Below are 23,380 nucleotides of genomic sequence, written 5' to 3'. Positions count from 1 at the left end.
ATGACAAAGGCTGCGCATTGTGCCGTCATGGGCGATCCCGCTGTACCTCGGGCGAAAAAAAACCCGCCGCAGCGGGTGGGTGTGCCAACGCCTTGCGGCGGGCCATCAGGCGGCCAGCAGGCGGGCCTTGGCCTCGGCGTACTCGCGCTTGAGCTGGGCGACCAGGTCCGCGGTCTTCTGAACCTTGCTGATGGCACCAATGCCCTGGCCACAGCCCCAGATGTCCTTCCAGGCCTTCTTGGCGTCGCCGCCAAAGTTCATCTTGCTGGGATCGCTCTCGGGCAGGTTGTCGGGGTCCAGGCCGGCGGCACGGATGCTGGGCTTGAGGTAGTTGCCGTGCACACCGGTGAACAGGTTGCTGTAGACGATGTCGTCCGAGTTGCCGTCGACGATGGCCTGTTTGTAGGCTTCGGCCGCGCGCGCCTCTTCGGTGGCGATGAACGCCGAGCCCATGTAGGCGAAATCGGCGCCCATGGCCTGAGCCGCCAGGATGGCCCCGCCCGAGGCGATCGAACCCGACAGCGCCACGGGGCCGTCGAACCACTGGCGGATTTCCTGGATCAGCGCAAATGGGCTCTTGGTACCGGCATGGCCACCGGCACCTGCCGCCACCGCGATCAGGCCGTCAGCGCCCTTCTCGATGGCCTTGTGGGCAAAGGCGTTGTTGATGATGTCGTGCAACACCACACCGCCATAACTGTGGATGGCTTCGTTCACATCGGTGCGGGCCCCCAGCGAGGTGATGATCACCGGCACCTTGTACTTGATGACCATCTCGATGTCGTGATCGAGGCGATCATTGCTCTTGTGCACGATCTGGTTGATGGCGAATGGGGCGGCCGGGTTGTCGGGGTTGGCCTTGTTGTGGGCCGCCAGGGCCTCGGTGATCTCGGCCAGCCACTCGTCCAGTTGGGCGGCTGGGCGGGCATTGAGCGCCGGCATCGAGCCGATCACGCCGGCCTTGCACTGCTCGATGACAAGCTTGGGGTTGCTGATGATGAACAGCGGCGAGCCGATGACCGGGAAAGGCCGGTTGGCGAGCGCCGGAGGCAGTTTCGACATGTGTTTTGTCTCCAGGATGGGTCTGCGCGAATTTTGACGGGCGGGAGGTCGGCCGCACTGTCCGTTTCGGGACAGCGCGGCCCATCCGATCAGAAGGCTTCCGGTGCCAGCGCGGTGACGCTGTCAGCACCTTCCACGATGCTGTCGCGCAGGCCAGAAGCCTTGCTCAGCAGGTGGTCGGCATAGAAGCGGGCTGTGCTGATCTTGCTGCGCATGAAGGCCTCGTCCTGGCCCTGGGCCAGCAGGTCTTGCGCCACCAGCAGCGAACGGGCCAGTTGCCAGCCGGCCACCACATTGCCGGCCAGCATCAGGTAGGGCACCGAGCCGGCAAACACGGCATTGGGCGAGGCCTTGGTGTTGCCCGCCACAAAGTCGACCACGTCCAGGAATGCCAGGCGGGCGGCCTTCAGGCGCTTCGCCACCACGGCAGCCGTGTCGGTGCCGCTAGACAGCAAGGCGGCCTCGGTCTGCTCGATCTGGGCGGCAATGCCCTTGGCCGTCTGGCCGCCATCGCGCGCGGTCTTGCGCCCCACCAGGTCATTGGCCTGGATGGCGGTGGTGCCTTCATAGATGGTCAGGATCTTGGCATCACGGTAGTACTGGGCCGCGCCGGTCTCTTCGATGAAGCCCATGCCGCCGTGCACCTGCACCCCCAGCGAGGTGACCTCCAGGCTCATCTCGGTGCTGTAGCCCTTGACCAGCGGCACCATGAATTCGTAGAAGGCTGCATTCACCTTGCGGGTGTCGGCGTCGGGGTGGTGGTGGGCCGCGTCGTAGGCGGCGGCGGCCACACTGGCCATGGCACGGCAGCCTTCGGTGTAGGCGCGCATGGTCATCAACATGCGCTTCACATCGGGGTGGTGGATGATGGCCGCGCTGGCGTTGAGGCTGCCGTCCACCGGGCGGCTTTGCACGCGGTCCTTGGCGTATTGCACGGCCTTTTGATAGGCGCGCTCGGCCACCGCAATGCCCTGCATGCCCACGGCATAGCGGGCCGCGTTCATCATGATGAACATGTACTCCAGGCCGCGGTTTTCCTGGCCCACCAGGTAGCCGATGGCGCCGCCGTGGTCTCCGTATTGCAGCACCGCCGTGGGGCTGGCCTTGATGCCCATCTTGTGCTCAATGCTCACGCAATGCACGTCGTTGCGCGCCCCCAGCGAGCCATCGGCATTCACCATGAACTTGGGCACCACGAACAGGCTGATGCCCTTCACGCCTTCAGGTGCGCCCTGCACGCGGGCCAGCACCAGGTGCACGATGTTCTCGGCCATGTCGTGCTCGCCGTAGGTGATGAAGATCTTGGTGCCAAAGATCTTGTACGTGCCATCGGGCAGCGGCTCGGCGCGGGTGCGTACCAGGGCCAGGTCCGAGCCGGCCTGGGGCTCGGTCAGGTTCATGGTGCCGGTCCATTGGCCCGACACCAGCTTTTCAAGGTAGATGGCCTTGAGTTCATCGCTGCCCGCCGTCAGCAGGGCTTCGATCGCGCCATCGGTCAGCAAGGGGCACAGGGCGAAGCTCATGTTGGCCGAGTTGAGGATCTCGGTGCAGGCCGCGCCAATGGTCTTGGGCAGGCCTTGGCCGCCAAAATCGACCGGGTGCTGCAAGCCTTGCCAACCGCCTTCAGCGTATTGCTTGAAGGCCTCCTTGAAGCCCGGGGTGGTGGTGACCACACCGTCCTTCCAGCTCGACGGGTTCTTGTCGCCGTCCCAGTTCAAGGGGGCGATCACGCCCTCGTTGAGCTTGGCACATTCTTCGAGCACGGCCTGGGCCGTTTCCAGGCCGGCCTCCTCGAAACCAGGGATCTGCGAGACTTGTTCGATGTTGGCCAGGTGTTCAATGTTGAACAGCATGTCCTTCAGGGGGGCGGTGTAACTCATGGGGTTCATCTCCGGATATGAAAAGGGCATCGCGAACGATGCCCATTTGGCTTGTTGTCAAAAAGGGCCCTGGGCCTCAGTTCACAGAGCGCTGATCAGTTCAGGCACGGCCACAAACAGATCCGCCTCCAGGCCATAGTCGGCCACGCTGAAGATCGGTGCCTCCGGGTCCTTGTTGATCGCCACGATCACCTTGCTGTCCTTCATCCCCGCCAGGTGCTGGATCGCCCCCGAGATGCCGCAGGCCACGTACAGGCTCGGCGCCACGATCTTGCCGGTCTGCCCCACCTGCCAGTCGTTGGGCGCGTAGCCCGCGTCCACCGCCGCGCGGCTGGCACCCAGGGCGGCCCCCAGCTTGTCGGCCAGCGGGGTCAGCACTTCGTTGAACTTCTCGCTGCTGCCCAAGGCACGGCCACCCGACACAATGATCTTGGCCGCCGTCAGCTCGGGGCGGTCGCTCTTGGCGATCTCGCTGCCCACGAAGGCGCTCTTGCCGCTGTCGGCCTGGGCTGCGATGGTTTCCACCGCGGCGCTGCCGCCCGTGGCCGCCGCCGCGTCAAAGCCCGTGGTGCGCACGGTGATGACTTTGGTGGCGTCGGCGCTTTGCACGGTGGCGATGGCGTTGCCCGCGTAGATCGGGCGCTCGAAGGTATCGGCGCTGATGACCTTGCTGATTTCGCTGATCTGCGCCACGTCGAGCTTGGCCGCCACGCGCGGGGCGGCGTTCTTGCCACCGGCGGTGGCAGGGAACAGGATGTGGCTGTAGTTGGCTGCCATGGCCAGCACTTGGGCGGCCACGTTCTCGGCCAGGCCGTGGGCCAGGGCTTCGCTGTCGGCGTGGATGACTTTGCTGACACCGGCGATCTGGGCAGCGGCTGCAGCGGCAGCGCCTGCGTTGTGGCCGGCCACCAGCACGTGCACGTCGCCACCAGCCTGCAGCGCGGCGGTCACGGTGTTCAGGGTGGCGCCTTTGATGGTCGCGTTGTCGTGTTCTGCAATTACGAGTGCGGTCATGTTCAGATCACCTTGGCTTCAGTTTTCAGTTTGTTCACCAGGGCGGCCACGTCGGCCACCTTCACGCCCGCACCTCGCTTGGGCGGCTCGCTGACCTTCAGGGTCTTCAGGCGCGGGCTCACGTCCACACCCAGGTCTTCGGGCTTGACGGTCTCCAGCGGCTTCTTCTTGGCCTTCATGATGTTGGGCAGCGTCACATAGCGCGGCTCGTTCAGGCGCAGGTCGGTGGTGATCACAGCCGGGATCGACAGGCTCAGGGTCTCCAGGCCGCCGTCGATTTCACGCGTGACGTTGACCTTGTCGCCCGCCACTTCAACCTTGCTGGCGAAGGTGGCCTGGGGCAGGTCGGCCAAGGCCGCCAGCATCTGGCCGGTCTGGTTGGCGTCGTCGTCGATCGCCTGCTTGCCCAGGATGACCAGGCCCGGCTGCTCTTTGGCCACCAGGGCGTTCAAGAGCTTGGCCACCGCCAGGGGCTGCAGTTCTGCATCGGTCTCGACCAGGATGGCCCGGTCGGCGCCGATGGCCATGGCCGTGCGCAGGGTCTCCTGGCATTGGGCCACGCCGCAGCTCACCGCGATCACCTCGGTGGCCACGCCTTTTTCCTTCAGGCGCACCGCTTCTTCGACGGCAATCTCGTCAAAGGGGTTCATGCTCATCTTCACGTTGGCAATGTCCACACCCGTGTTGTCCGACTTCACCCGGACCTTCACGTTGTAGTCCACCACGCGTTTGACGGGGACCAAAACCTTCATTGCTGCGGCTCCAAATTGATTAGTTGAATTGACGTGCACGTAAACCAGATGATTCTATGCGGCACAACGTCGATTGACAGAGATGGTCCTCGAATTCGAGACACCATCGCGGCAAGCACAAAAAAGTACGACCGTGCTTTTTTCGGATTATACAAGGGGAAGATTGACGTTACGTCAATCACCAGCGCAGATTGAAGGGGCTTTCAGAAGGAGGCCTGGCAGGCCCCGATCAATGGGATGGGGTCGCCGTGGCCTGGGCGGCGGCGGCTTCGATGGCCCGGCGGCCGGTTTCGTCTGCTGCATCAAATTGCCTCAGCAAGGCCTGCTGACGCGGGCCTGGCATCGAGTCTTTTTGCGGCAGGCGTTCGCCAGTGACCACATACAACACGTCCAGGCCCGAGCGAGCCCAGACCGCCAGGGCTTCGGTAGCCACATGGCCCGCCCCCGACTCCCAGTTGAACATGGTCTTGCGGGTGACCGGCACCAGGGCGGCAAAGTCATTCTGGCTGAAGCCCAGCCGTTCGCGCTCTTCGCGCAGGCGTTGACCTGAGTTCATGAGAAACCTCCTGATGGATCGAGTGCCCGCGATGGGCTCAACCCCCAGACACCGGCGCTGGCGCCGCCGCAGCAACGGGCACCAGCGCGGCGACCTCGGGGCCTTGCACCCGCAGCACCCGCTGCGGATAGGGGATATCGACCTGCGCCGCGCGCAGACCCGCCAGCATGGCCAGGTTGACGGCGGAGCGGACATTGACCTGTCCACTGGCCGGATCATTGATCCAGAAGTGCAGGCTGAACTCCAGCCCGTCAGGCGCAAAATTGACCAAGTAGGCCACCGGCGCCGGATCGGCCAGCACCCGTGGCTGTGCCTTGGCCGAATCGCACAGGATCTGTTGCACCAGGCTCACGTCGCTGTCATAGCCCACCACCACATTGGTCGTGATGTTGAATCGCAGGTCGGCCGCCGACAGGTTCTCGACCCGCTGCGACACCATGGTTTCGTTGGGGACGATGGATTCGCGTCCATTGGTGGCGCGCAGCAAGGTGTAGCGGGTTTTGATGTCGGTGATCTTGCCCTCGAAGCTGTCGACCCGCACGTTGTCACCGATGCGCAGCGAGCGCTCCAGCAAGATCACAAAACCGCTCACGTAGTTGGCCGCCAGCTTCTGCAGGCCGAAGCCCAGCCCCACCCCCACCGCACCGCCCAGCACCGACAGCGCCGTCAGGTCGACCCCCACGGCCGACAAGGCGAACAGCAAGCCCATGAGCAGCAGCACCGCCCGCATGGCATTGACGGCCACCCGCCGCATCGACAGGTCGCTGATGGCATGGCTCAACACCTTGCGCTCCAGGGTGGACGAGACCCACAGGGCCACCACCAGCACCAGACCCGAGCTCAGGCAGCCCTCGATCAGGGTGCGCAGACTGATCGAGGTCTTGCCAAAGGCCAGGTGGATGGCGTCCAGTTCTTCGAGTACCGAAGGCAGCAGATCAACAATCCAAAGCACCGCGGCCAACCAGGCCACCCACGAAAACAGTCGCTCGACCAGGCGCATGGCCCCCGACTCCGGGAAGGCAGCCGACAGCACCCGGGCAAAAAAGCGGATCACGGCCAGCGAGACCAGCACCGGGATCGCGATCTTGAGCAGAAAGACGCTTTGATGGTGGGCCACCACGGCCTTGGCTGCGTAGACCAGGGCCAGCGCCAGCGCAGGGAAGAGCAGGCCGTCCAGGGTGCGGCGGCCAAACCAGACGGAGTCACCGGCGCCCCGCGCCCGCCGGCCGGCCCAGAATGAAATCCCAAAGGCCACGACCAGGCTGCCCAGCAGACAGGTCAATTCGATCCAGGCACGCGAGGTCTGGAACTCGGCCTGCAGGTTGTCCAATAAATCCATCAACGCTTCAATCTCCCTGTGGTGCCCAGCGGGGCACCCGTTTCTCGGCAAAAGCCCGTGCGCCCTCCTGGGCATCCGGGTCCATCATGTTGAGGGCCATGGTCTGGGCCGCCAACTGGTAGGCGGCCTCGACACCGGCTTCGCGCTGGCGATAGAACAAGGCCTTGCCCATGGCCAGCGCGGCCCGCGGCTTTTGCAGCAGGCCTTGCACCAGAGTCTCCAAAACCGCATCGAGTTCCGCTGGCGGGGCCACCCGATTGAGCAAGCCCTGGGCCAAGGCCTCGCGGGCGTCGATGAAATCACCAGTGAACAGCATCTCCAGCGCCTTCTTGGCCGACACATTGCGTGCCAGCGGCACACTGGGGGTGGCACAGAACAGGCCGTAGCGGATGCCGCTGGTGGCAAAGCTGGCCTCGGTGCTGGCCACCGCCAGATCGCATTGGGCCACCAACTGGCAGCCCGCCGCCGTGGCCATGCCCTGCACCCGCGCCAGCACGGGCACCGGCAGGCGCTGCAAAGACAACATGAAGCGGCTGCAGCGGTCGAACAAGGCCTGGTGGTCAGCCTGCGCCAGGCCGGGTGCCGCCATGGCCTTGAGGTCATGGCCCGCGCAAAAGGCCCGGCCAGTGGCCGCCAGCACCAGCACACGCAGGCCTTCGTCGGCAGCGGCCGCGTCCACCGCGGCCTGCAAAGCGATCAGCATCGGCTCACTGAGCACATTGAAGCGCTCCGGCTGGTTCAGGGTCAGGGTCAGCACACCGCGGGCATCGCGCCGGGTGAGCAGCAGGCTGGGCTGCGGGGTGTCAGGCATGTGATGGGCCCCAGGCTCAGAGGTCAGCCAGCACGCGCACGTGCGCCTCGACGCTGCGCGCCAGGGCGGCCGGGTTGTAGCCCCCCTCCAGACAGGACACGATCCGGCCCTTGGAGAAGCGGCGCGCAATGTCCTTGACGCGCAGGGTGATCCAGGCAAAGTCTTGCTCGGTCAGGCCCAGTTGGCCCATGTCGTCTTCGCGGTGGGCGTCAAAGCCGGCGCTGATGAAGATCATTTCGGGCTTGAAGGCCTCCAGCCGCGGAATCCACATCATCTCGATGATCTCGCGCAGGTCCATGCCGCGGGTGTAGGCCGGCACGGGGATGTTGAGCATGTTCTCGGCCGGGTGCTGGTCTCCCGAATAGGGGTAGAACGGGTGCTGGAAGAAGCTCACCATCAGGGCCCGCGGGTCACCGGAGAGGATGTTTTCGGTGCCATTGCCATGGTGCACATCAAAGTCGACGATGGCCACGCGCTGCAGTCGGTAGCGCTCCAAGGCGTAACGGGCCGCGATGGCCACATTGTTGAAGAAGCAGAAGCCCATGGCCTTGTCGCGGCAGGCGTGGTGGCCCGGCGGGCGCACGGCGCAGAAGGCGTTCTCGAGCTCGCCGGCCATGATGGCGTCGGTGGCCGCCAGGGCGGCACCAGCCGAGCGCAAGGCGGCTTGCCAGGTGAAGGCATTGATGCTGGTGTCCTGGTCCAGTTGGGCGTGCGGCGGGCCCCCGGCCTGGATTTCGTCGACCAGGCGATCGGTCAGCCCCCGCAAGGCGGCGATGTGCATGCGGTCGTGCGCCAACTCCACATCGGCCAAGGCGGCAGTCGGGGCCTCACGCCGGTCCAACGCATCACCGACGCCCGTCATCAACAGGCGATCCTCGATGGCGTCCAGCCGGGCCGGGCATTCTGGGTGATCATGGCCCATCTCGTGTTTCCAGCAGTCACGGTGGGTGTAGTAACCGGTTTTGTTCACAGGCGATCTCGTGTCTCTCATATTTTTGGGATAACGTCTCGGGCCATGCACACTCAGCAAAAACTCAAGGCGCTGCAAGATCAGCTTAACACGGTGATTGCGGGCAAACCCGCCCAGATTCAGGACAGCCTGGCCTGCCTTTTGGCAGGTGGACACCTGCTGATCGAGGACGTTCCGGGCGTGGGCAAGACCACGCTGGCCCATGCCCTGGCCCGCACCCTGGGCCTGCAGTTTGCGCGCGTGCAGTTCACCTCCGACCTGATGCCCAGCGACCTGACCGGCGTATCGATCTACGAGCGCGGGCGCGAGGATTTCGTCTTCCACCCGGGCCCGGTATTCGCCCAGGTGCTGCTGGCCGACGAGATCAACCGCGCCAGCCCCAAGACCCAGAGCGCCCTGCTGGAAGCCATGGAAGAGCGGCAGGTGACGGTCGAAGGCCAGACCCGCCCCCTGCCCGCCCCGTTCTTCGTGATTGCCACCCAGAACCCGCACGACCAACTGGGCACCTATGCCCTGCCCGAATCGCAGTTGGACCGCTTTCTGATGCGAATTTCGCTCGGCTACCCCGAGCGCGATGCCGAACGAGCGTTGCTGGCGGGGCAGGACCGCCGCGACCTGCTGGAACAACTGCAACCTTTGCTGACATTGCCAGAGCTGCAATCGCTGCAGCAACAGGTGCTGGCGGTGCATGCTGCCCCCTCCCTGCTCGACTATGTGCAAGACCTGCTGGCGGCCACCCGCAACGGCCGCTGGTTCCTGCAGGGCCTGTCGCCGCGCGCCGGTCTGGCCCTGCTGCGCGCGGCCAAGGCCCAGGCCCTGCTCTGCGGCCGCGACTATGTGGCCCCTGACGACGTGCAGGCCGTGCTGCCGCAGACCACGGCCCATCGCCTGGTGCCGGTAACCTCCTCCGGCCGGGGCGCCCTTGAGCAGGTGCGCGCCCTGCTGGAGGCCGTGCCGCTGCCATGAGCACCCCCCAGGCAGCCTTGCCGGGCGGTTGGGCCCGATTCAACCCCGCCAGCCAGGCCCGGGCCCGATTCAGGCGCTGGTGGCAGGGGCGCCTGCCCTTGAGCGATCTGATGACGCTGAGCCAACGCAACGTCTACATCCTGCCCACGCGACCCGGTTGGATGCTGGCGGCCACCCTGCTGATCCTGCTGCTGGCCTCGATCAACTACCAACTCAATCTGGGCTACCTGCTGACGTTTTTGCTGGCCGGTTGTGCCGTGGCAGGCATGCATGTCGGCCACGCCACCCTGAGCGGCCTGTCGATGCGCCTGCAGCCCCCGGCCCCGACGTTCTGCGGTCAGGCCGAGACCCTGGAAGTGGTGCTGGACAACCCCCGCAAAACCGCTCGCCACGGCATCGGACTGGCCGTGCTGGACAGCGCCGACTGGGTGTGGACCGATGTACCGGCCCAAGGCCAAAGCGTGCTGCACCTGGCCTTCTGCCCACGGCAGCGCGGTCTGCAACGGGTGCCGGTCCTCAGCGCGGAGACCCGTTTTCCCCTGGGCACTTTCAGAGTCTGGACGATCTGGCGGCCGGCCGCACAAGTGCTGGTGTACCCGCAACCGGAGGCGGCCCCTCCCCCGCTGCCCCCGGGCCAGGCCCGAGACCAGGCCCCAGCCTTGGCGGCCGGCCTGACCCGCGGCCAGGAGTTCGACGGCGTGCGCACCTATCGGCGGGGCGACCCGATGCGGCAGGTGGTCTGGAAGAAGGCGGCCACGGCGCTGGCCACGGGCTCGGCGGCCCTGGTCAGCCGAGACAGTGCGCCGGCCCCCTTGCACGAGTTGTGGCTGGACCACGCCAGCCTGACCGCCCTGCCGCCCGAGGCGCGATGGTCCAGGCTGTGCGCCTGGGTGCTGGCCGCCGACACCCTGGGCCTGAATTTCGGGCTGCGACTGCCCCAGAGGGAGATCCCGCCCGGCACGGGCCCGGCCCACCGCCAACAATGCCTGGAGGCCCTGGCCCTGTGCTGAAGCACCCACTCCCCATGTCCCAATTGCCGCGCGACAGCCGCGACACCCTTTTTCTGCTGGCTGTGGTCGCCTGGGTGGTCCTGCCGCACGCCAGCAACCTGCCAGCCTGGACCTTGCTGATGGTCTGCCTGACGCTGGGCTGGCGTGGCTGGCTGGCCTGGCATGCCCGCCCACTGCCGGCCCGCTGGTGGCTGATGGGCCTGCTGCTGCTGGCCATGACGGGCACCTTCTGGAGCCACAAGACCTTGCTCGGACGCGACGCGGGGGTCACCCTGGTGGTGGCTCTGCTGGCACTCAAGACGCTGGAAATGCGGGCCCGGCGGGACGCCTTTGTGGTGTTCTTCCTGGGTTTCTTCACCTTGTTGACCCACTTCTTCTTTTCTCAGAGTCTGCTGGTGGCGCTGGCCATGTTGCTGGGCCTGCTGGGGCTGCTCACCGCCCTCATCAATGCCAATCTGCCGGTAGGCCGCCCGCCCCTGGCCACCTCGGCCGGCCTGGCACTGCGCATGACGGCCTGGGGCGCGCCCGTGATGGTCGCCCTGTTCCTGCTGTTCCCACGGGTGGCGCCACTGTGGGGTCTGCCGGCCGACGCCCAAGGCGCCCGCAGCGGCCTGTCCTCACGCATGAGCGTGGGCGACGTGACCGAACTGGCGCTGGACGATGCCATTGCCTTCCGACTGCGCTTCTTGAACGCCAACGGCGCCGCCCCGGAGCAAAGGCAGCTTTACTTCCGTGGGCCGGTGTTCTCGAACTTTGATGGCCGCGAGTGGAGGCCGCGTCAGCCAGAAGACCTGATGAACCAGGTGCTTTACCGACGCCCCCCCGCCAGCCTGAAGACCCAGGGCACGCCGGTGCCCTACGAAATGACCCTGGAGCCCAACAACCGCCCCTGGCTGCTGACCCTGGATGCGACCGCCGAGGCGCCCCGCCTGGGCCCTCAGGTCGCCTATGCCACCCCCGAGCTGCAATGGGTGATGGCGCGCCCCGTCACCGAGTTGCTGCGCTACCAGGCCGTGGCCTACCCCGAGTTCAGCTACGGCCCCGCGGCCAACGACCCTTTGCTGCGACAGGAGACCGAGCTACCCGCTGGCTACAACCCGCGCACCCTGCAACTGGCCAGTGAAATGCGTCGCGACCCGAAGCTGGCCGGGGCCGACGACGCGGCCCTGGTCCAGCAGGTGTTGAACCGCCTGGCCACTGGCGGCTACAGCTACACCCTGGAGCCCGGCCTGTATGGGCGCGACACCGCCGACGAATTCTGGTTCGACCGCAAGGCCGGCTTTTGCGAGCACGTGGCCTCATCGTTCGTGGTGCTGATGCGGGCGCTCGACATCCCGGCGCGCGTGGTCACTGGCTACCAGGGGGGCGAGCGCAACCCGCTCGATGGCTACTGGACCCTGCGCCAGAGCGATGCGCATGCCTGGTCAGAGGTCTGGCTCAAGGGGCGGGGCTGGGTGCGCGTCGACCCCACCGCGGCCATCGCCCCTGGGCGCGTCGGATCGATGCAACGCCTGGTGGCCCCGCGCGGGTTGGTGGCGAACGCTCTGGTGACCATGAGCCCCGGGCTGATGCAAAGCCTGCGTGGCATCTGGGACGCCACCAACAACCGCTGGAACCAATGGGTGCTCAACTACACCCAGGGGCGCCAGCTTGACCTGCTGCGCCAGTTGGGCTTCGAAGCCCCCAGTTGGGAAGACCTGGCCATGCTCCTGGGCGGCCTGCTGGCCGCGGCCGCCCTGGGCGCCAGTGGCTGGCAGTTGTGGGACCGCCGCCAGCATGATCCGTGGCTGCGCCTGCTGCACCGAGCCCAGGCCCTGGCCCATGTCCACGGCCTGCCAGCCACGGGCGTGACCACACCGCGCGCCCTGGGCCAGCAGGCCCTGGCGCACTGGGGCCCGGCCGGGCAGGCCCTGAACGACTGGCTGTTGCAACTGGAGCGGCTGCGTTATGCCGCACCGGCATCGACGGGTGCGCCGCGCATGGCAGTCCCCTTGAAAAAACTGGAGCAGCAACTCAGGCAGTTGAACTGGCCGCCCCGCCCCACCTGAGGACACGGCGCGCCAGCAGTCCCTTTTTTTGAGGCCCAGGGCGGCTGCGGCGCCTTGATGCCGGCTTGACTGCTGTGACAATGACGGCCATGCACGCACTGACCCGAACCCTGGCCACCCTGATCACCGCCAGTCTTCTCAGCCCCCTGGCCATCGCGGGTCACGAGACCAAGACCGGCAAAAAGCACCACGCCGGCAGCAAGGCGGTCAAGGCCGTCAAGCCGACCCCGACAGCCCGCAAAAAGGCAGAATCAGTGGTCGGCACCTTGCCCTATGCCCAACGCAGCGACGCCATGGCCTTTGCCGACGACGTAGCAGATCGCCGCCAGCTGGATCGGGTGGTGCTGCGCGAGACCCTGGGCCAGGCCCGGCTGCTGCCCGGAGTGCCCAAACTGATGTTGCCCCCCAGCAGCCCCAGCGCCAAAAACTGGCAGGCGTACCGGGCACGCTTTGTGGAGCCTGTGCGCATCGGCGCCGGGGTGGCTTTCTGGCAGCGCCACCGCGACACCCTGGAACGGGCCGAACGCGAGTTCGGCGTGCCGGCGTCGGTGATCGCGGGCATCCTGGGGGTCGAGACCCTGTACGGCCAGCACATGGGCAACTACCGCGTGATCGACGCACTGGCCACCCTGGCCTTCGACTTCCCGGCCAGCCACCCGCGCGCGGCCGAACGCCAGGCCTACTTTCGCGGCGAGTTGGAACAATTTCTGGCCTACCACCAACGCAGCGGCACCGACGCCCTGCAGCCACGTGGCAGCTACGCCGGCGCCATGGGCATGCCCCAGTTCATGCCCAGCAGTTGGGCGCGCTATGCGGTGGACTTTGACGGCGATGGCCGCATCGATCTGTTCAACAGCCCCGCCGATGCCATCGGCTCGGTGGCCAATTACTTCAAAGGCTATGGCTGGCAGACGGGCCTGCCGGTGCGCTATGCCATGCACTTCGACCTGGAGCGGCTCGACAAGGAGGCCCTGCTGTTGCCCGACATCCTGCCCACGTTCAGCCCGGCCCAGTTTGCCGCCAAAGGGGCGGTGATCGACGAGGGTCCGGTGGCGCCAGGCACCAAGCTGGCCCTGATTGAGTTGCACAACGGCGGCGCCCAGCCCAGCTATGTGGCCGGCACCGACAACTTCTATGTAATCACCCGCTACAACTGGTCGAGCTACTACGCGATGGCGGTGCTCGAGTTGGGCGAAGCCATCCAGGCCGCACTGCCCCACTGAGAACAGCGGCCGTCGGCTCTTGAACACGGCCCTCGTCAGGAGGGCATGACCAACTGGCCGAACTTGCCAGCCTGGAAGTCGCGGATGGCTTGCTGCATCTGCTCGACGGTATTCATCACAAACGGGCCCTGCTTGACCAGAGGCTCGCGCAGGGCCGGGCCGCTGAGCAACGCAAAGTGCAGGACCGCCGAACCCTGAGCCTGCAACTGCAAGGTTTCCTGGGCGGTGGCCGACTCGGCTGGCAATTGCAGGCCCAGGCCATGCTCGGCCGTCAGGGTGCGCTGCTCGCCAGCGGCAGACAAGAGCAACTCGCCCGCGAGCACGTAGAGCAAGCCCCCCCAGCCCCGCGGCAGCACGTGCTCGAAGTGGGCGCCTGGCTGAACAAAGCCGTCCAGCAGGGTGAAGGGTTCGGGCAATTGGGCGGTCGCTGGCGAGGCCACGCCCTGGCTTTCGCCCAGCACCACGCGCACCCGCACACCGGGGTGGCGGATCTCGGGCACCTCGGCGGGCTCCAGGTGGACGGCAAACGGGGCATGGCCCTTTTTGGCAGCCGGCAGGTTGACGAAGATCTGCAGCGCATGCACGTGCGGATTCAGGCCCTCGGGCTGCTCGGTGTGCACGGCACCGCGTCCGGCTGCAAACCAGTGCAGTGCGCCGGGGTGGATGGGCCCGTTGTTGCCCATCGAGTCGTAGTTCACATGGGGCGAGGTCGAGTCCTCGAACATGTAGGTGACGGCCGAAATGCCCGCGTGGGGGTGCGGCTGGAAGGTGGGCGAGGTCATGTGGAAGTGATCCACCATCACCACCGGGTCGATCAGGCCCTGGAACGCATCTTCAGGCAGGTGCTTGGCCGTGAAACCCGTGCCAATCCGCATGTCGTGGCCCGCCACAGGCTTGGAAATTTTCAATGAACTCATCAAGGACTCCAGTCAGATTCGAAAGCAGAAGATCGGATCGGCGGTGCTGAATCAGCCTCAGGCCTGGCGGGCCAGGGCCTGCCAATGCCGGATCGGGCGCACGCCATCAAGCCAGGGGTCGATGCGCTCGAAGTAGGGGTCGTAATAGGCCTTCTTCAGTTGCACCTCCTGCACGAATTCACGGCTGGGCCAGACCTCGTACAGCAGCAATTCGTTGGCTTCTTCGGCATTGGCCAGCACATCAAAGCCCAGGCACACCCCCTCTTGCAGGATCTGCTGGCGCAGGGCCAACAGCTCGCCCAGCAGCTGGTCCCGGCAACCAGGCTTCACGCGCAGGGTCACCGTGATGACCCAGGGCTGGGCAGCATCGCTGGATGGCATCACAAGGCGTCGGTGAGACCACCGTCCGTCAGCAAGGTTCGGCCCGTCATCCAACGCGAATCATCGGAGGCCAGAAAGGCCACCACATCGGCCACATCTTCGGGCTCACCGATGCGCCCCAAGGGGGTGGCGGCCATCACAGCCTCACGGCGTGCCGGCGGTGTTGCAGCGGTCATGTCGGTGCGTGTCATCGATGGGGCCACGGCATTGACGGTGATGCCACGCGGACCCAACTCTTTGGCCAGCGCGTTCGTCAGCACCGACACCGCCGCCTTGCTGGCCGCATACAGACCGGAGCCCGGCCGGGGCTGGTAGATCAGGTTGGTGGAGAAGTTCACGATCCGCCCCCCGCGCAGCGGAAAGTGCGGCAAGGCGCTCTGCACCATGTAGATCACGCTGTTGAAGTTGACGTTGAAGGCCCGCGCCACACTGGCAGCGTCCATCTCGGCCAGGGTGCGCATCTCCAGCATGCCGGCACAGTTGACCAAGGCATCCACCTGCCCGAAGCGTTCGACGATGCGCGTCATGACGGCTTTCACGCTGGCTTCATCACTGACGTCGGCCGCAAAGGCCTCGGCCACGCCGCCAGCGGCGCGGATTCGCTCCAGCACCTGTTCGGCGGCTTGGGCATTGCGCTGGTAAACGATGGCCACCGCCAGGCCCTGGGAGGCCAGTTTGACGGCGACGGCGGCGCCGATGCCGCGTGAGCCACCAGTGACGATGGCGATTCTGGGAGAGGCTTGCATAGGCTGGGTCCTGTCATGCCGAAGCCCGCGGGCAGCGGGCTTCGGCGTCTTCTTGGGCTGGGTGGCTTACTTCTTGGCAGCCGAGCTGGTCACCTGCCACACCAGGGTGGCAAAAGGCATGTCGAGGGCGCCATAGACGTCATGGGCCTTGGGGTCGTTGTTGTCGCCCAGCATCTCGACCGCCACGCTGGCGTAATCCATCACCGGGATGCCTGCGCCGGCCAGGCGGGCCAGACCGGCCGTGCGCTTGGGTTCAGAGAAGGTCCCCGAAGCGTCCAGCACCACGCGCGAGTCATAGCCAGCAGCCTTGGCCGACAGCGCCGGGTAGGTGGCGCAGATTTCGAGCGACACGCCGGCCACCACGAGTTGCTTGCGGCCGGTCTTGGCCACGGCAGCCACCACGCGGGCATCTTCCCAGGCGTTGATCTTGGAACGCACAATGGGTTGCACGTCGGGCACGGCCGCCAGCAGTTCAGGGATCACGGGGCCCCACATGCCGTCGGTCATGGTGGCGGTCAGGATGACCGGCACACCCAAAATGCGGGCGGCCTTGGCCAGCGCCACCACGTTGTGCTTGAGGTCACCCACGGTGATGTCGCGCACGCCGGTGTACAGGCCCACTTGATGGTCGGTCAGCAGCAGCACGGTGTTCTCGCGGCTGAGCAGGTTCAGGTAGGCATTCTGGGCATTGGACATGGCGTTGCTTTCTTTGCTGGAGGAGGAGGTAGCGGCAGAAGCCGGCAGTGCGGCGGCGGCCATGCCAGCGGCCAGGGGTGCCAAGGCGACGGCGCTGACCGAACCTGTGCCAAGAAAATGTCGTCGATCCATGCTGTTTTCCTGAGAGGTTGAATGAACAGGACTGGACTGTGAAAGGTTTCAGGCCCAAGAAAAAGGGGCGTGCTGATAACGTAAAGTTCCACATATAGAACGATCTACAAAAATTGTTTATTTCAATGGAACAATAGAACAAATTTGTTATATATGATAAATATGAGTGTCGAGTGGAATGATTTGTTGCTTTTTTTACAAGTTGTGGAGCGCAAAGGTTTCACCTCTGCAGGAGAAGCGCTGGGTATTCCGAAGTCACGCCTGTCGCGCCGGGTGACCTTGCTGGAGGCGCGCCTGGGCACCCGCTTGCTGCAACGCAGTTCGCGCAGGCTCAGCCTCACAGATGCCGGTCAGGCCCTGTACGCCCATTGCCAGGTGATGCTGAAAGAGGCCGAGGCCGGGATCGCAGCCGTGCAGCAGCGCAGCACCCGGCCCATGGGCAAGGTGCGCTTGAGCTTGCCCGTGGGTTTGTCAGAAATGATTGCCGGCACCCTGCTGCCGCGCTTTCTGCAATGCTTTCCAGAGGTCCAGGTGGCGGTGCAGGCCACCAACCGCAGCGTGGACCTGATCGCCGAACAGGTTGACGTGGTGGTACGCGGCGTCGGCACGGCGCTGCGGCTCGACACCTCCAGCCTGGTTCAGGCCTGTGTCTGCACCGTGCCCTGGAAGCTGGTCTGCAGCCCCGCCTACCTGGCAAAAATCGGCCCGCTGAACAGCCTGGGGGATCTGGAGCAGGCCGCCCTGTTGCTCTACACCCCCAACGATGAAGGTGACACCGACCTGCGCCTGATCGACGAGCAAGGTGTGGTCCACGCGCTGCCCATGCCCATCCGCCTGCAAAGCGACAACCTGGGGGTGCTGCGCCAGGCGGCGCGCAGCGATCTCGGCCTGTGCGGACTGCCCGGCTACCTGTGCGCCGACGACCTGGCCAGCGGACGGCTGGTCAGCGTGCTGCCGGGCTGGCGCCCGATGGCGGGCCACCTGGTGGTGCTCTTCCCGAGTCGGCGCGGCCTGGCCCCCGCGGCACGGGCCCTGGTCGACTTTCTGAAGACCGAGTTACCGATGCTGATGACGAGCGAGCCAGAGCGCCCTCGGGCCCTGCCCGCTCAGACCCGAGGCTGAGACCGCCGCCGCTCCTGGGGCACCCCCCGGTCGGCCAGCCACGCGGGCAACTGAGCCGGCGACATGGGACGGGCAAAGTGATAGCCCTGAAGCTCGTCGCAGCCCAGGGCCTTGAGCAGTTCGCTGGCCTCGCCGGTTTCCACGCCCTCCGCCACCACCACCAGGCTCAGGCTGTGGCCCAGAGCGATGATGGCGCGGACGATGGACAGGTCGGCCGGATCGGTCAGCAGATCACGCACAAAGGACTGGTCGATCTTGAGCTTGTCGATCGGAAACTGCTTCAGGTAGGCCAGGCTGGAGTAGCCGGTCCCAAAGTCATCGATCGACAACTGCACCCCCAGGGCCTTGAGGTTCGTCAGCAGCCGACCCGAGACCGCCGCATGCTCCATCAGCTGCGACTCGGTCAGCTCCAGCTCCAGCCGGCCTGGGTCCACGCGGTTGGCCCGCAGGCAGGTCTGCAGGTGCGACACCAAGCCCTCATCCGTGAGCTGGGCCGCAGAAAGATTGACCGACACCACCAGGGGTGGCAGGCCCTCGTCGCCCCAGCGGGCAATCTGCTCGCAGGCCTGCTGGATGACCCATTGCCCGATCGGATGGATCAGGCCGGTCTCCTCGGCCACCGGAATGAAGCGCGCTGGCGACACCGACCCCAGCACCGGGTGCTGCCAGCGCAGCAAGGCCTCCAGCCCCACCACCGCCAGGGTGTTGGCATCGATGCGCGGCTGGTAATGAACAGACAGCTCTTCGTGGGCCAGGGCCTGCCTCAGGTACTGCTCGATCTCTTGCCGCTCCCGGGTGCTTTGGTCGATCTCGGGGCTGAAGAAGCGCGCGGTGTCACGCCCCGAAGACTTGGCCTCGTACATGGCCGCATCGGCCTGTCGCATCAACTCGTCCAGATCGGTGCTGTCATCGGGGTAGATGGCCATGCCCACGCTGCAGGACACCTGCAGGCTGTGCCCCTCCACCGGGTGCGCCTGGCGGATCAGCGGGATCAGGCGGCGCTCGACCACCGAACGCACCTCGTCGCCGTCGGCCACGCCTTGCATGATGACCACAAACTCGTCCCCCCCTAGACGGCTCACGGTGTCGCCACCGCGCACAGCCTGGGTCAGGCGATGGGCCACGGAACGCAACAAACCATCTCCGATGTGATGCCCCAGCGAATCGTTGATGTTTTTGAACCGGTCCAGGTCGATGAACAGCACCGCCACTCGCCCACCCGACTGTTGGGCAGCGCTCAGGGCCTCACCCAGCCGGGTGATGCACAGAGAACGGTTGGGCAGTTCGGTGAGCACATCGTGCTCGGCCAGGAACTGCACACGCGCCTCGGTGCGCTTGCGGTCGGTGATGTCGACCGAGATCCCGATGTAGTGCGACACCTCGCCCTGGCGCGAGGCGTCGCGCACCGCCGAAATCATCAGCCAGGCCGGATAGCTTTCGCCCGAGCGCCGACGAAAATGCACCTCGCCCTGCCAGGCATCGCGGTCACCCAGCAAGGCGGGCAGGCTGGCGGGCCAGTGCTCCACCTCGCCGGGCAGGATCAACTGACTGAGCTGTTCCCCGATCACCTCGTAGTAGTCGTAATAGGTGCTGCGGCAGAAAGCCTTGTTGACGCTCAGGATGCGCTGGCGCTCGTCCATGATGATGATGCTTTCGGACGAGGCCTCGAACACCTTGGCCCACAGCTCCAGGCGCTGCTCCATGAGCTTGAGCATGTTGATCGGCGTGAAGGCCGTCAGCACCGCATCCTGCCCCTGAAACTGCAGGCGCCGCGCCGACAGCACGGCCCAGGACGGCGTCTCGCCGCCCAGCCAACGCACCTCGAACTCGTCCACCGCCCCCTGATCAGCGAGGCGCTGGAAGAAGCGGGCCCGCACACCTGGTTCGAGCCCGGTGGCCCAGGGGTCTTCGCTGCGCCCGGCCAACCAGGGCTGCGCAGGTGCGTTGGCATGCAACACCTGATGCCGAGGCACGGATGTCACCACCATGGCGATGGGAATCGCCTCCACCATGTCGTGCTGGGTCTGGGCCGCGCGAGCACTGGCCGCCAGTTCCTGCTGCGTCAGGCGCTCGCGATCCAACTGCGCCAGCATGTCATTGAAGGCCGTCACCAATTGCCCGATCTCGTCGCGGCTGTGCCAGAGCGCTCGCCGGCTGTGATCGCCAGTGCGACTCACCTCGTCAGCCACCTCGGCCAGGTGACGCAGCGGGTGAGAGATCAGACGCGCCACGGTATAGACCAGGCTCAGGATGCAGCCCAGCAGCAACAAGGCCGTGCCCAGGTGCAGCCACATGCGCAGGAACAAGGCCTCGACGCGCTTGTGAAGCATGGCGTCCAGCGCGCCCAGCACCTGGGCCCAGGCCTGATCCAGCCGCAGCAGGGTCTGACCATAGCCGTCGCGGAATGCCGCCAGATCAGGAGGCGGCGGGCCGCTGTCGTCAGACAGCGCTCGCACCACCGCCAACAGGGCCTGCAATTGCTGCTGAAGCTGCGCGGGCGAATCGCCCAAGGCCTGCCGCAAGGGCAACTGGCCGGCCGCCAGCGCCTGTTGGTAGTCTGCGGCGATCCCCAGCGAGACCGCATCAAGTCGCCCGGCCAGGATCAACAACTCGGTGCGCCGTCGGCCCGAGCGAAGTGCCTGCTCAGAGACGCCATCAAGGGCTTGCGCCGTGTCGTACAGCACCTCCAGCAATTCGGGAAATCTCAAAACCCCGAGCGACATGGCGTAATAGCTGTCCAGATCGGGGTCGAGGATGAGGTTGGACTGGTTGCCTACCATGGTCAGCAGCTCACGCCCCTGCCGGGCCACGGCCCCCAGCAGCTGGCGCGACTCAGGTTGGGCCTGGGCCGCTGCGAGGGCCTTCAGCCAGGCTGCGCTGAGTTCAGCGGCCCCCAGCGACTCATCGTGCTGCTGGCGCAACTCGTCCAGCAGCCCTTGCCGGGCCTGGCGAGTGTTGGCGGGCTCAACAGCGGCGGCCTGATTCCCGGGCGCCGCATCACGGAAAGGCGGCAGCAACAGGTCACGCACCGCAACGCTGTAGCGGGTGCCCACGATCTCTTTGCGGGCGAAGTCAATCGCGAGGTACTTCTCGTGGATCAGGATGCCCGACACATAGATCACCGCGGTCAGATCCAGCAGGTAAATCAGGGTGAGCTTGCGCCCGACGCTCAAACGCCCCAGCCAGCCAATCAAGGGCTTCAACAGTCTCACCCACGAACCTCCTGTGCCAAGAACGGCGCCATGACCTCAGATACCTTCCTGCGATGCACTTCGGCCATTGGGGCCACGGGCCTGCTCAAGGGCCCAGGGCCTGACGGCGAAGCCCCTCAGGCCGCTGCCGGGATCAGGAAGTCTCGGCTGATGCGCCCACCCAGCTCATTGACCCGGTCCAGGAACTGGGTCAGGAAGGCGTGCAGACCGGTGGCCAGGATCTCGTCGATGCGGGCATATTGCAGATCGGCCCGCAGCTTGCCCGCACGGCGCAGCGTCTCGTCCGACTGGTCGTTGGACACCATCTCCAGATTGTGCACCACCTCATTGAGGCTGGCATGCAGGGAGCGTGGCATGTCGGCACGCAGAATCAGCAGTTCGGCCACCCGCTCGGGCTTGATCACGTCGCGGTACACCTTGCGGTAGATCTCGAAGGCCGACACGCTGCGCAGGATCGCGCTCCAGTGGTAGAAATCGTACTCCTGATCCTTCTCGCTGGCCGCGCCGAAAAAATCGCTCTGCACGGCATGGAACTTCACATCGACCAGACGCGCCGTGTTGTCGGCTCGCTCCAGGAAGGTGCCCAGGCGCATGAAATGCAGCGCCTCGTCCATCAACATGGTGCCCACGGTCACACCGCGAGACAGGTGGGATCGAAACTTCACCCACTCGAAGAACTGACCCGGATCGCGCTCGAAATCGCCCTGGCGCAACATGCGGTTGACCTCCAGCCAAGTCTGGTTCTGGATCTCCCAGGCCTCGGTGGTGAGCGAACCGCGCACCGCACGGGCGTTCTCGCGCGCCGCACGCAGACAGGACATGATCGACGAGGGGTTGTCCTCATCCTTCACCATGAACTCCAGCACGCGAGCAGGCGTCACCTCGCCATACAAAGCCTGGTAGGACGGCAACAACTCGCTGATGGACAGCAGGCCCTGCCAACCCACCTGGGCCACGGCGGCCGACTGGGGCAACAGAGAGGTCTGGTAGTTCACGTCCAGCATCCGGGCGGTGTTCTCAGCTCTTTCGGTGTACCTGGACATCCAGAACAAATGATCAGCGGTTCTCGACAGCATTCAATATCCCCTCTCAAACTTCCAGAATCCAGGTGTCCTTGGTGCCCCCGCCTTGCGACGAGTTGACCACCAGAGAGCCTTCTTTCAGGGCCACGCGGGTCAGGCCACCGGGCACCATCTGCACCGTCTTGCCCGACAGCACAAAGGGCCGCAGATCGATGTGGCGCGGCGCGATGCCGGACTCGACGAAGGTCGGGCAGCTCGACAGGCTGAGCGTGGGCTGGGCGATGTAACCACTGGGGTTGGCCAGCACCGCGGCGCGGAACTCTTCGATCTCGGCCTTGGTCGAGGCAGGGCCGACCAGCATGCCGTAGCCGCCGGCACCGTGCACTTCCTTGACCACCAGGTCCTTGAGGTTGTCCAGGGTGTACTGCAGCTCGTCCTTGTTGCGGCACATGTAAGTGGGCACGTTGTTCAGGATCGGCTTTTCGCCCAGGTAGAACTCGATCATCTTGGGCACGTAGGGGTAGATCGACTTGTCGTCGGCCACGCCCGTGCCCACGGCATTGCAGATCGCCACGTTGCCGGCACGGTAGGCGTTCATGAGCCCGGCACAGCCCAGCGTGGACGTGGGGCGGAACACCTGTGGGTCGAGGAAATCGTCGTCCACCCGGCGGTAGATCACATCCACCCGCTTGAGGCCACGCGTGGTGCGCATCCACACGAAGTCGTCCTTCACCAGCAGGTCCTGCCCCTCGACCAGCTCAACGCCCATCTGCTGGGCCAGGAAGGCATGCTCGAAATAGGCACTGTTGTACATGCCAGGGGTCAGCACCACCACGGTCGGCTCAGCCGTGGCCGGAGGTGCCGAGGCGCGCAAGGTTTCCAGCAGCAGGTCGGGGTAATGCGCCACCGGGGCCACCCGGTGCTGGCTGAACAGGTCGGGGAACAGCCGCATCATCATCTTGCGGTCTTCGAGCATGTAGCTCACGCCGCTGGGCACGCGCAGGTTGTCTTCGAGCACGTAGTACTCGCCGTCGCCATTGGCATTGGGGGCCCGCACGATGTCGATGCCCGAGATCTGCGAGTAGATGTTGTTGGGCACATCGACGCCCATCATCACGCTGCGGAACTGCGCGTTGTTGAGAATCTGATCGGCCGGGATGACACCGGCACGGATGATGTCCTGATCATGGTAGACATCGTGGATGAAGCGGTTCAGCGCGGTGACCCGCTGGACCAGCCCTTTTTCCATCGACTGCCATTCGTGCGCCGGGATGATGCGCGGAATCAAGTCGAAGGGGATCAGGCGCTCGGTGCCTGCACCGTCCTCATCCTTGGCGCCATAGACCGCGAAGGTGATGCCCACACGGCGGAAGATCATCTCTGCTTCTTCGCGGCGGGCCTTCATCATCTCGGCCGGCTGTCGGGCCAGCCAACGCTCATACGCCTCGTAGTGGGTTCGCACGGGGCTGCCCGCGATGGGCAAACGGGTGTACATCTCGTCAAATTTCAGCATGGACCATC

20 protein-coding genes are annotated in these 23,380 nt (G+C 65.5%); 5 read left to right on the top strand and 15 right to left on the bottom strand.

Translation table 11 applies throughout. From position 1 onward, the window contains the following. Window positions 1-105: 105 nt before the first annotated feature. From AC3WUT_RS19350 to AC3WUT_RS19315, 8 genes are all read right to left on the bottom strand, one after another. Window positions 106-1,062, bottom strand: coding sequence for an NAD(P)H-dependent flavin oxidoreductase (locus AC3WUT_RS19350; protein WP_492348718.1), 957 nt, complete (start codon window positions 1,060-1,062; stop codon window positions 106-108). Window positions 1,063-1,151: 89 nt separating this feature from the next. Further along, a complete protein-coding gene (locus AC3WUT_RS19345; protein WP_492348717.1) occupies window positions 1,152-2,942 on the bottom strand; it encodes an acyl-CoA dehydrogenase in 1,791 nt (596 codons plus the stop codon). Between the two features lie 81 nt (window positions 2,943-3,023). Then, window positions 3,024-3,956 carry an electron transfer flavoprotein subunit alpha/FixB family protein gene (locus tag AC3WUT_RS19340; protein WP_492348716.1) on the bottom strand — a complete coding sequence of 311 codons (933 nt, stop codon included), beginning with the start codon at window positions 3,954-3,956 and terminating at the stop codon, window positions 3,024-3,026. Window positions 3,957-3,958: 2 nt separating this feature from the next. After that, the gene (locus AC3WUT_RS19335; RefSeq protein WP_492348715.1) at window positions 3,959-4,708 is read right to left on the bottom strand and encodes an electron transfer flavoprotein subunit beta/FixA family protein; all 750 of its coding nucleotides are present in this window, start codon (window positions 4,706-4,708) and stop codon (window positions 3,959-3,961) included. A gap of 229 nt (window positions 4,709-4,937) precedes the next feature. Continuing rightward, window positions 4,938-5,264, bottom strand: a complete 327-nt coding sequence (locus AC3WUT_RS19330) for a helix-turn-helix transcriptional regulator (RefSeq protein ID WP_492348714.1) — start codon at window positions 5,262-5,264, stop codon at window positions 4,938-4,940. Window positions 5,265-5,301: 37 nt separating this feature from the next. Beyond that, a complete protein-coding gene (locus AC3WUT_RS19325) occupies window positions 5,302-6,603 on the bottom strand; it encodes a mechanosensitive ion channel family protein (RefSeq protein WP_492348713.1) in 1,302 nt (433 codons plus the stop codon). 7 nt (window positions 6,604-6,610) lie between these two features. Next, window positions 6,611-7,414 (bottom strand): enoyl-CoA hydratase, encoded by an 804-nt coding sequence (locus tag AC3WUT_RS19320; protein ID WP_492348712.1) that lies wholly within the window; start codon window positions 7,412-7,414, stop codon window positions 6,611-6,613. 16 nt (window positions 7,415-7,430) lie between these two features. Next, the gene (locus AC3WUT_RS19315) at window positions 7,431-8,384 is read right to left on the bottom strand and encodes a histone deacetylase family protein (protein WP_492348711.1); all 954 of its coding nucleotides are present in this window, start codon (window positions 8,382-8,384) and stop codon (window positions 7,431-7,433) included. 45 nt (window positions 8,385-8,429) lie between these two features. On the opposite strand from AC3WUT_RS19315, the gene AC3WUT_RS19310 reads away from it, so the two are divergent. From AC3WUT_RS19310 to mltB, 4 genes are all read left to right on the top strand, one after another. Next, window positions 8,430-9,350, top strand: a complete 921-nt coding sequence (locus AC3WUT_RS19310; RefSeq protein ID WP_492348710.1) for an AAA family ATPase — start codon at window positions 8,430-8,432, stop codon at window positions 9,348-9,350. Then, entirely contained in the window at window positions 9,347-10,360 is a 1,014-nt protein-coding gene (locus AC3WUT_RS19305) for a DUF58 domain-containing protein (RefSeq protein ID WP_492348709.1), read from the top strand. The genes AC3WUT_RS19310 and AC3WUT_RS19305 overlap by 4 nt, the downstream gene beginning before the upstream one ends. A gap of 14 nt (window positions 10,361-10,374) precedes the next feature. After that, window positions 10,375-12,408, top strand: coding sequence for a transglutaminase TgpA family protein (locus AC3WUT_RS19300; RefSeq protein ID WP_492348708.1), 2,034 nt, complete (start codon window positions 10,375-10,377; stop codon window positions 12,406-12,408). A gap of 80 nt (window positions 12,409-12,488) precedes the next feature. Then, the gene (gene mltB / locus AC3WUT_RS19295; protein ID WP_492348836.1) at window positions 12,489-13,631 is read left to right on the top strand and encodes a lytic murein transglycosylase B; all 1,143 of its coding nucleotides are present in this window, start codon (window positions 12,489-12,491) and stop codon (window positions 13,629-13,631) included. 35 nt (window positions 13,632-13,666) lie between these two features. On the opposite strand, the gene AC3WUT_RS19290 is transcribed toward mltB, so the two are convergent. From AC3WUT_RS19290 to AC3WUT_RS19275, 4 genes are all read right to left on the bottom strand, one after another. After that, on the bottom strand, window positions 13,667-14,548 hold the full coding sequence (locus AC3WUT_RS19290; protein WP_492348707.1) for a pirin family protein: 882 nt from the start codon (window positions 14,546-14,548) through the stop codon (window positions 13,667-13,669). A gap of 57 nt (window positions 14,549-14,605) precedes the next feature. After that, window positions 14,606-14,929, bottom strand: coding sequence for a putative quinol monooxygenase (locus AC3WUT_RS19285; RefSeq protein WP_492348706.1), 324 nt, complete (start codon window positions 14,927-14,929; stop codon window positions 14,606-14,608). Next, complete coding sequence (locus tag AC3WUT_RS19280; RefSeq protein WP_492348705.1) at window positions 14,929-15,675, bottom strand: SDR family NAD(P)-dependent oxidoreductase; 747 nt, start codon at window positions 15,673-15,675, stop codon at window positions 14,929-14,931. The genes AC3WUT_RS19285 and AC3WUT_RS19280 overlap by 1 nt, the downstream gene beginning before the upstream one ends. A 66-nt stretch (window positions 15,676-15,741) precedes the next feature. Continuing rightward, window positions 15,742-16,503: an isochorismatase family protein gene (locus AC3WUT_RS19275; protein WP_492348704.1), complete on the bottom strand. Its 762-nt coding sequence runs from the start codon at window positions 16,501-16,503 to the stop codon at window positions 15,742-15,744. 186 nt (window positions 16,504-16,689) lie between these two features. On the opposite strand from AC3WUT_RS19275, the gene AC3WUT_RS19270 reads away from it, so the two are divergent. Continuing rightward, window positions 16,690-17,625, top strand: coding sequence for a LysR substrate-binding domain-containing protein (locus AC3WUT_RS19270; protein WP_492348703.1), 936 nt, complete (start codon window positions 16,690-16,692; stop codon window positions 17,623-17,625). On the opposite strand, the gene AC3WUT_RS19265 is transcribed toward AC3WUT_RS19270, so the two are convergent. The 3 genes from AC3WUT_RS19265 to AC3WUT_RS19255 all read right to left on the bottom strand — a co-directional run bounded on the left by AC3WUT_RS19265 (window position 17,610) and on the right by AC3WUT_RS19255 (window position 23,372). After that, window positions 17,610-20,837 (bottom strand): EAL domain-containing protein, encoded by a 3,228-nt coding sequence (locus AC3WUT_RS19265; RefSeq protein ID WP_492348702.1) that lies wholly within the window; start codon window positions 20,835-20,837, stop codon window positions 17,610-17,612. The genes AC3WUT_RS19270 and AC3WUT_RS19265 overlap by 16 nt on opposite strands. A gap of 116 nt (window positions 20,838-20,953) precedes the next feature. Next, the gene (locus tag AC3WUT_RS19260; protein WP_492348701.1) at window positions 20,954-21,913 is read right to left on the bottom strand and encodes an alpha-E domain-containing protein; all 960 of its coding nucleotides are present in this window, start codon (window positions 21,911-21,913) and stop codon (window positions 20,954-20,956) included. Window positions 21,914-21,926: 13 nt separating this feature from the next. Then, window positions 21,927-23,372 carry a circularly permuted type 2 ATP-grasp protein gene (locus AC3WUT_RS19255; protein WP_492348700.1) on the bottom strand — a complete coding sequence of 482 codons (1,446 nt, stop codon included), beginning with the start codon at window positions 23,370-23,372 and terminating at the stop codon, window positions 21,927-21,929. Window positions 23,373-23,380 lie beyond the last annotated feature (8 nt).

It is taken from the genome of Curvibacter sp. EU05-FHT14A10, assembly GCF_058791075.1.
The sequence above is the reverse complement of the archived record's forward strand: the minus strand, read 5'-3'. Positions and strand labels throughout refer to the sequence as shown.

Excerpts from the sequence above, each read along its gene's own strand:
- AC3WUT_RS19350 (WP_492348718.1), bottom strand. The coding sequence starts at position 1,062 with ATGTCGAAACTGCCTCCGGCGCTCGCCAACCGGCCTTTCCCGGTCATC.
- AC3WUT_RS19345 (WP_492348717.1), bottom strand. The coding sequence starts at position 2,942 with ATGAGTTACACCGCCCCCCTGAAGGACATGCTGTTCAACATTGAACAC.
- AC3WUT_RS19340 (WP_492348716.1), bottom strand. The coding sequence starts at position 3,956 with ATGACCGCACTCGTAATTGCAGAACACGACAACGCGACCATCAAAGGC.
- AC3WUT_RS19335 (WP_492348715.1), bottom strand. The coding sequence starts at position 4,708 with ATGAAGGTTTTGGTCCCCGTCAAACGCGTGGTGGACTACAACGTGAAG.
- AC3WUT_RS19330 (WP_492348714.1), bottom strand. The coding sequence starts at position 5,264 with ATGAACTCAGGTCAACGCCTGCGCGAAGAGCGCGAACGGCTGGGCTTC.
- AC3WUT_RS19325 (WP_492348713.1), bottom strand. The coding sequence starts at position 6,603 with ATGGATTTATTGGACAACCTGCAGGCCGAGTTCCAGACCTCGCGTGCC.
- AC3WUT_RS19320 (WP_492348712.1), bottom strand. The coding sequence starts at position 7,414 with ATGCCTGACACCCCGCAGCCCAGCCTGCTGCTCACCCGGCGCGATGCC.
- AC3WUT_RS19310 (WP_492348710.1), top strand. The coding sequence starts at position 8,430 with ATGCACACTCAGCAAAAACTCAAGGCGCTGCAAGATCAGCTTAACACG.
- AC3WUT_RS19305 (WP_492348709.1), top strand. The coding sequence starts at position 9,347 with ATGAGCACCCCCCAGGCAGCCTTGCCGGGCGGTTGGGCCCGATTCAAC.
- AC3WUT_RS19300 (WP_492348708.1), top strand. The coding sequence starts at position 10,375 with ATGTCCCAATTGCCGCGCGACAGCCGCGACACCCTTTTTCTGCTGGCT.
- mltB (WP_492348836.1), top strand. The coding sequence starts at position 12,489 with ATGACGGCCATGCACGCACTGACCCGAACCCTGGCCACCCTGATCACC.
- AC3WUT_RS19290 (WP_492348707.1), bottom strand. The coding sequence starts at position 14,548 with ATGAGTTCATTGAAAATTTCCAAGCCTGTGGCGGGCCACGACATGCGG.
- AC3WUT_RS19285 (WP_492348706.1), bottom strand. The coding sequence starts at position 14,929 with ATGCCATCCAGCGATGCTGCCCAGCCCTGGGTCATCACGGTGACCCTG.
- AC3WUT_RS19280 (WP_492348705.1), bottom strand. The coding sequence starts at position 15,675 with ATGCAAGCCTCTCCCAGAATCGCCATCGTCACTGGTGGCTCACGCGGC.
- AC3WUT_RS19275 (WP_492348704.1), bottom strand. The coding sequence starts at position 16,503 with ATGGATCGACGACATTTTCTTGGCACAGGTTCGGTCAGCGCCGTCGCC.
- AC3WUT_RS19260 (WP_492348701.1), bottom strand. The coding sequence starts at position 21,913 with ATGCTGTCGAGAACCGCTGATCATTTGTTCTGGATGTCCAGGTACACC.
- AC3WUT_RS19255 (WP_492348700.1), bottom strand. The coding sequence starts at position 23,372 with ATGCTGAAATTTGACGAGATGTACACCCGTTTGCCCATCGCGGGCAGC.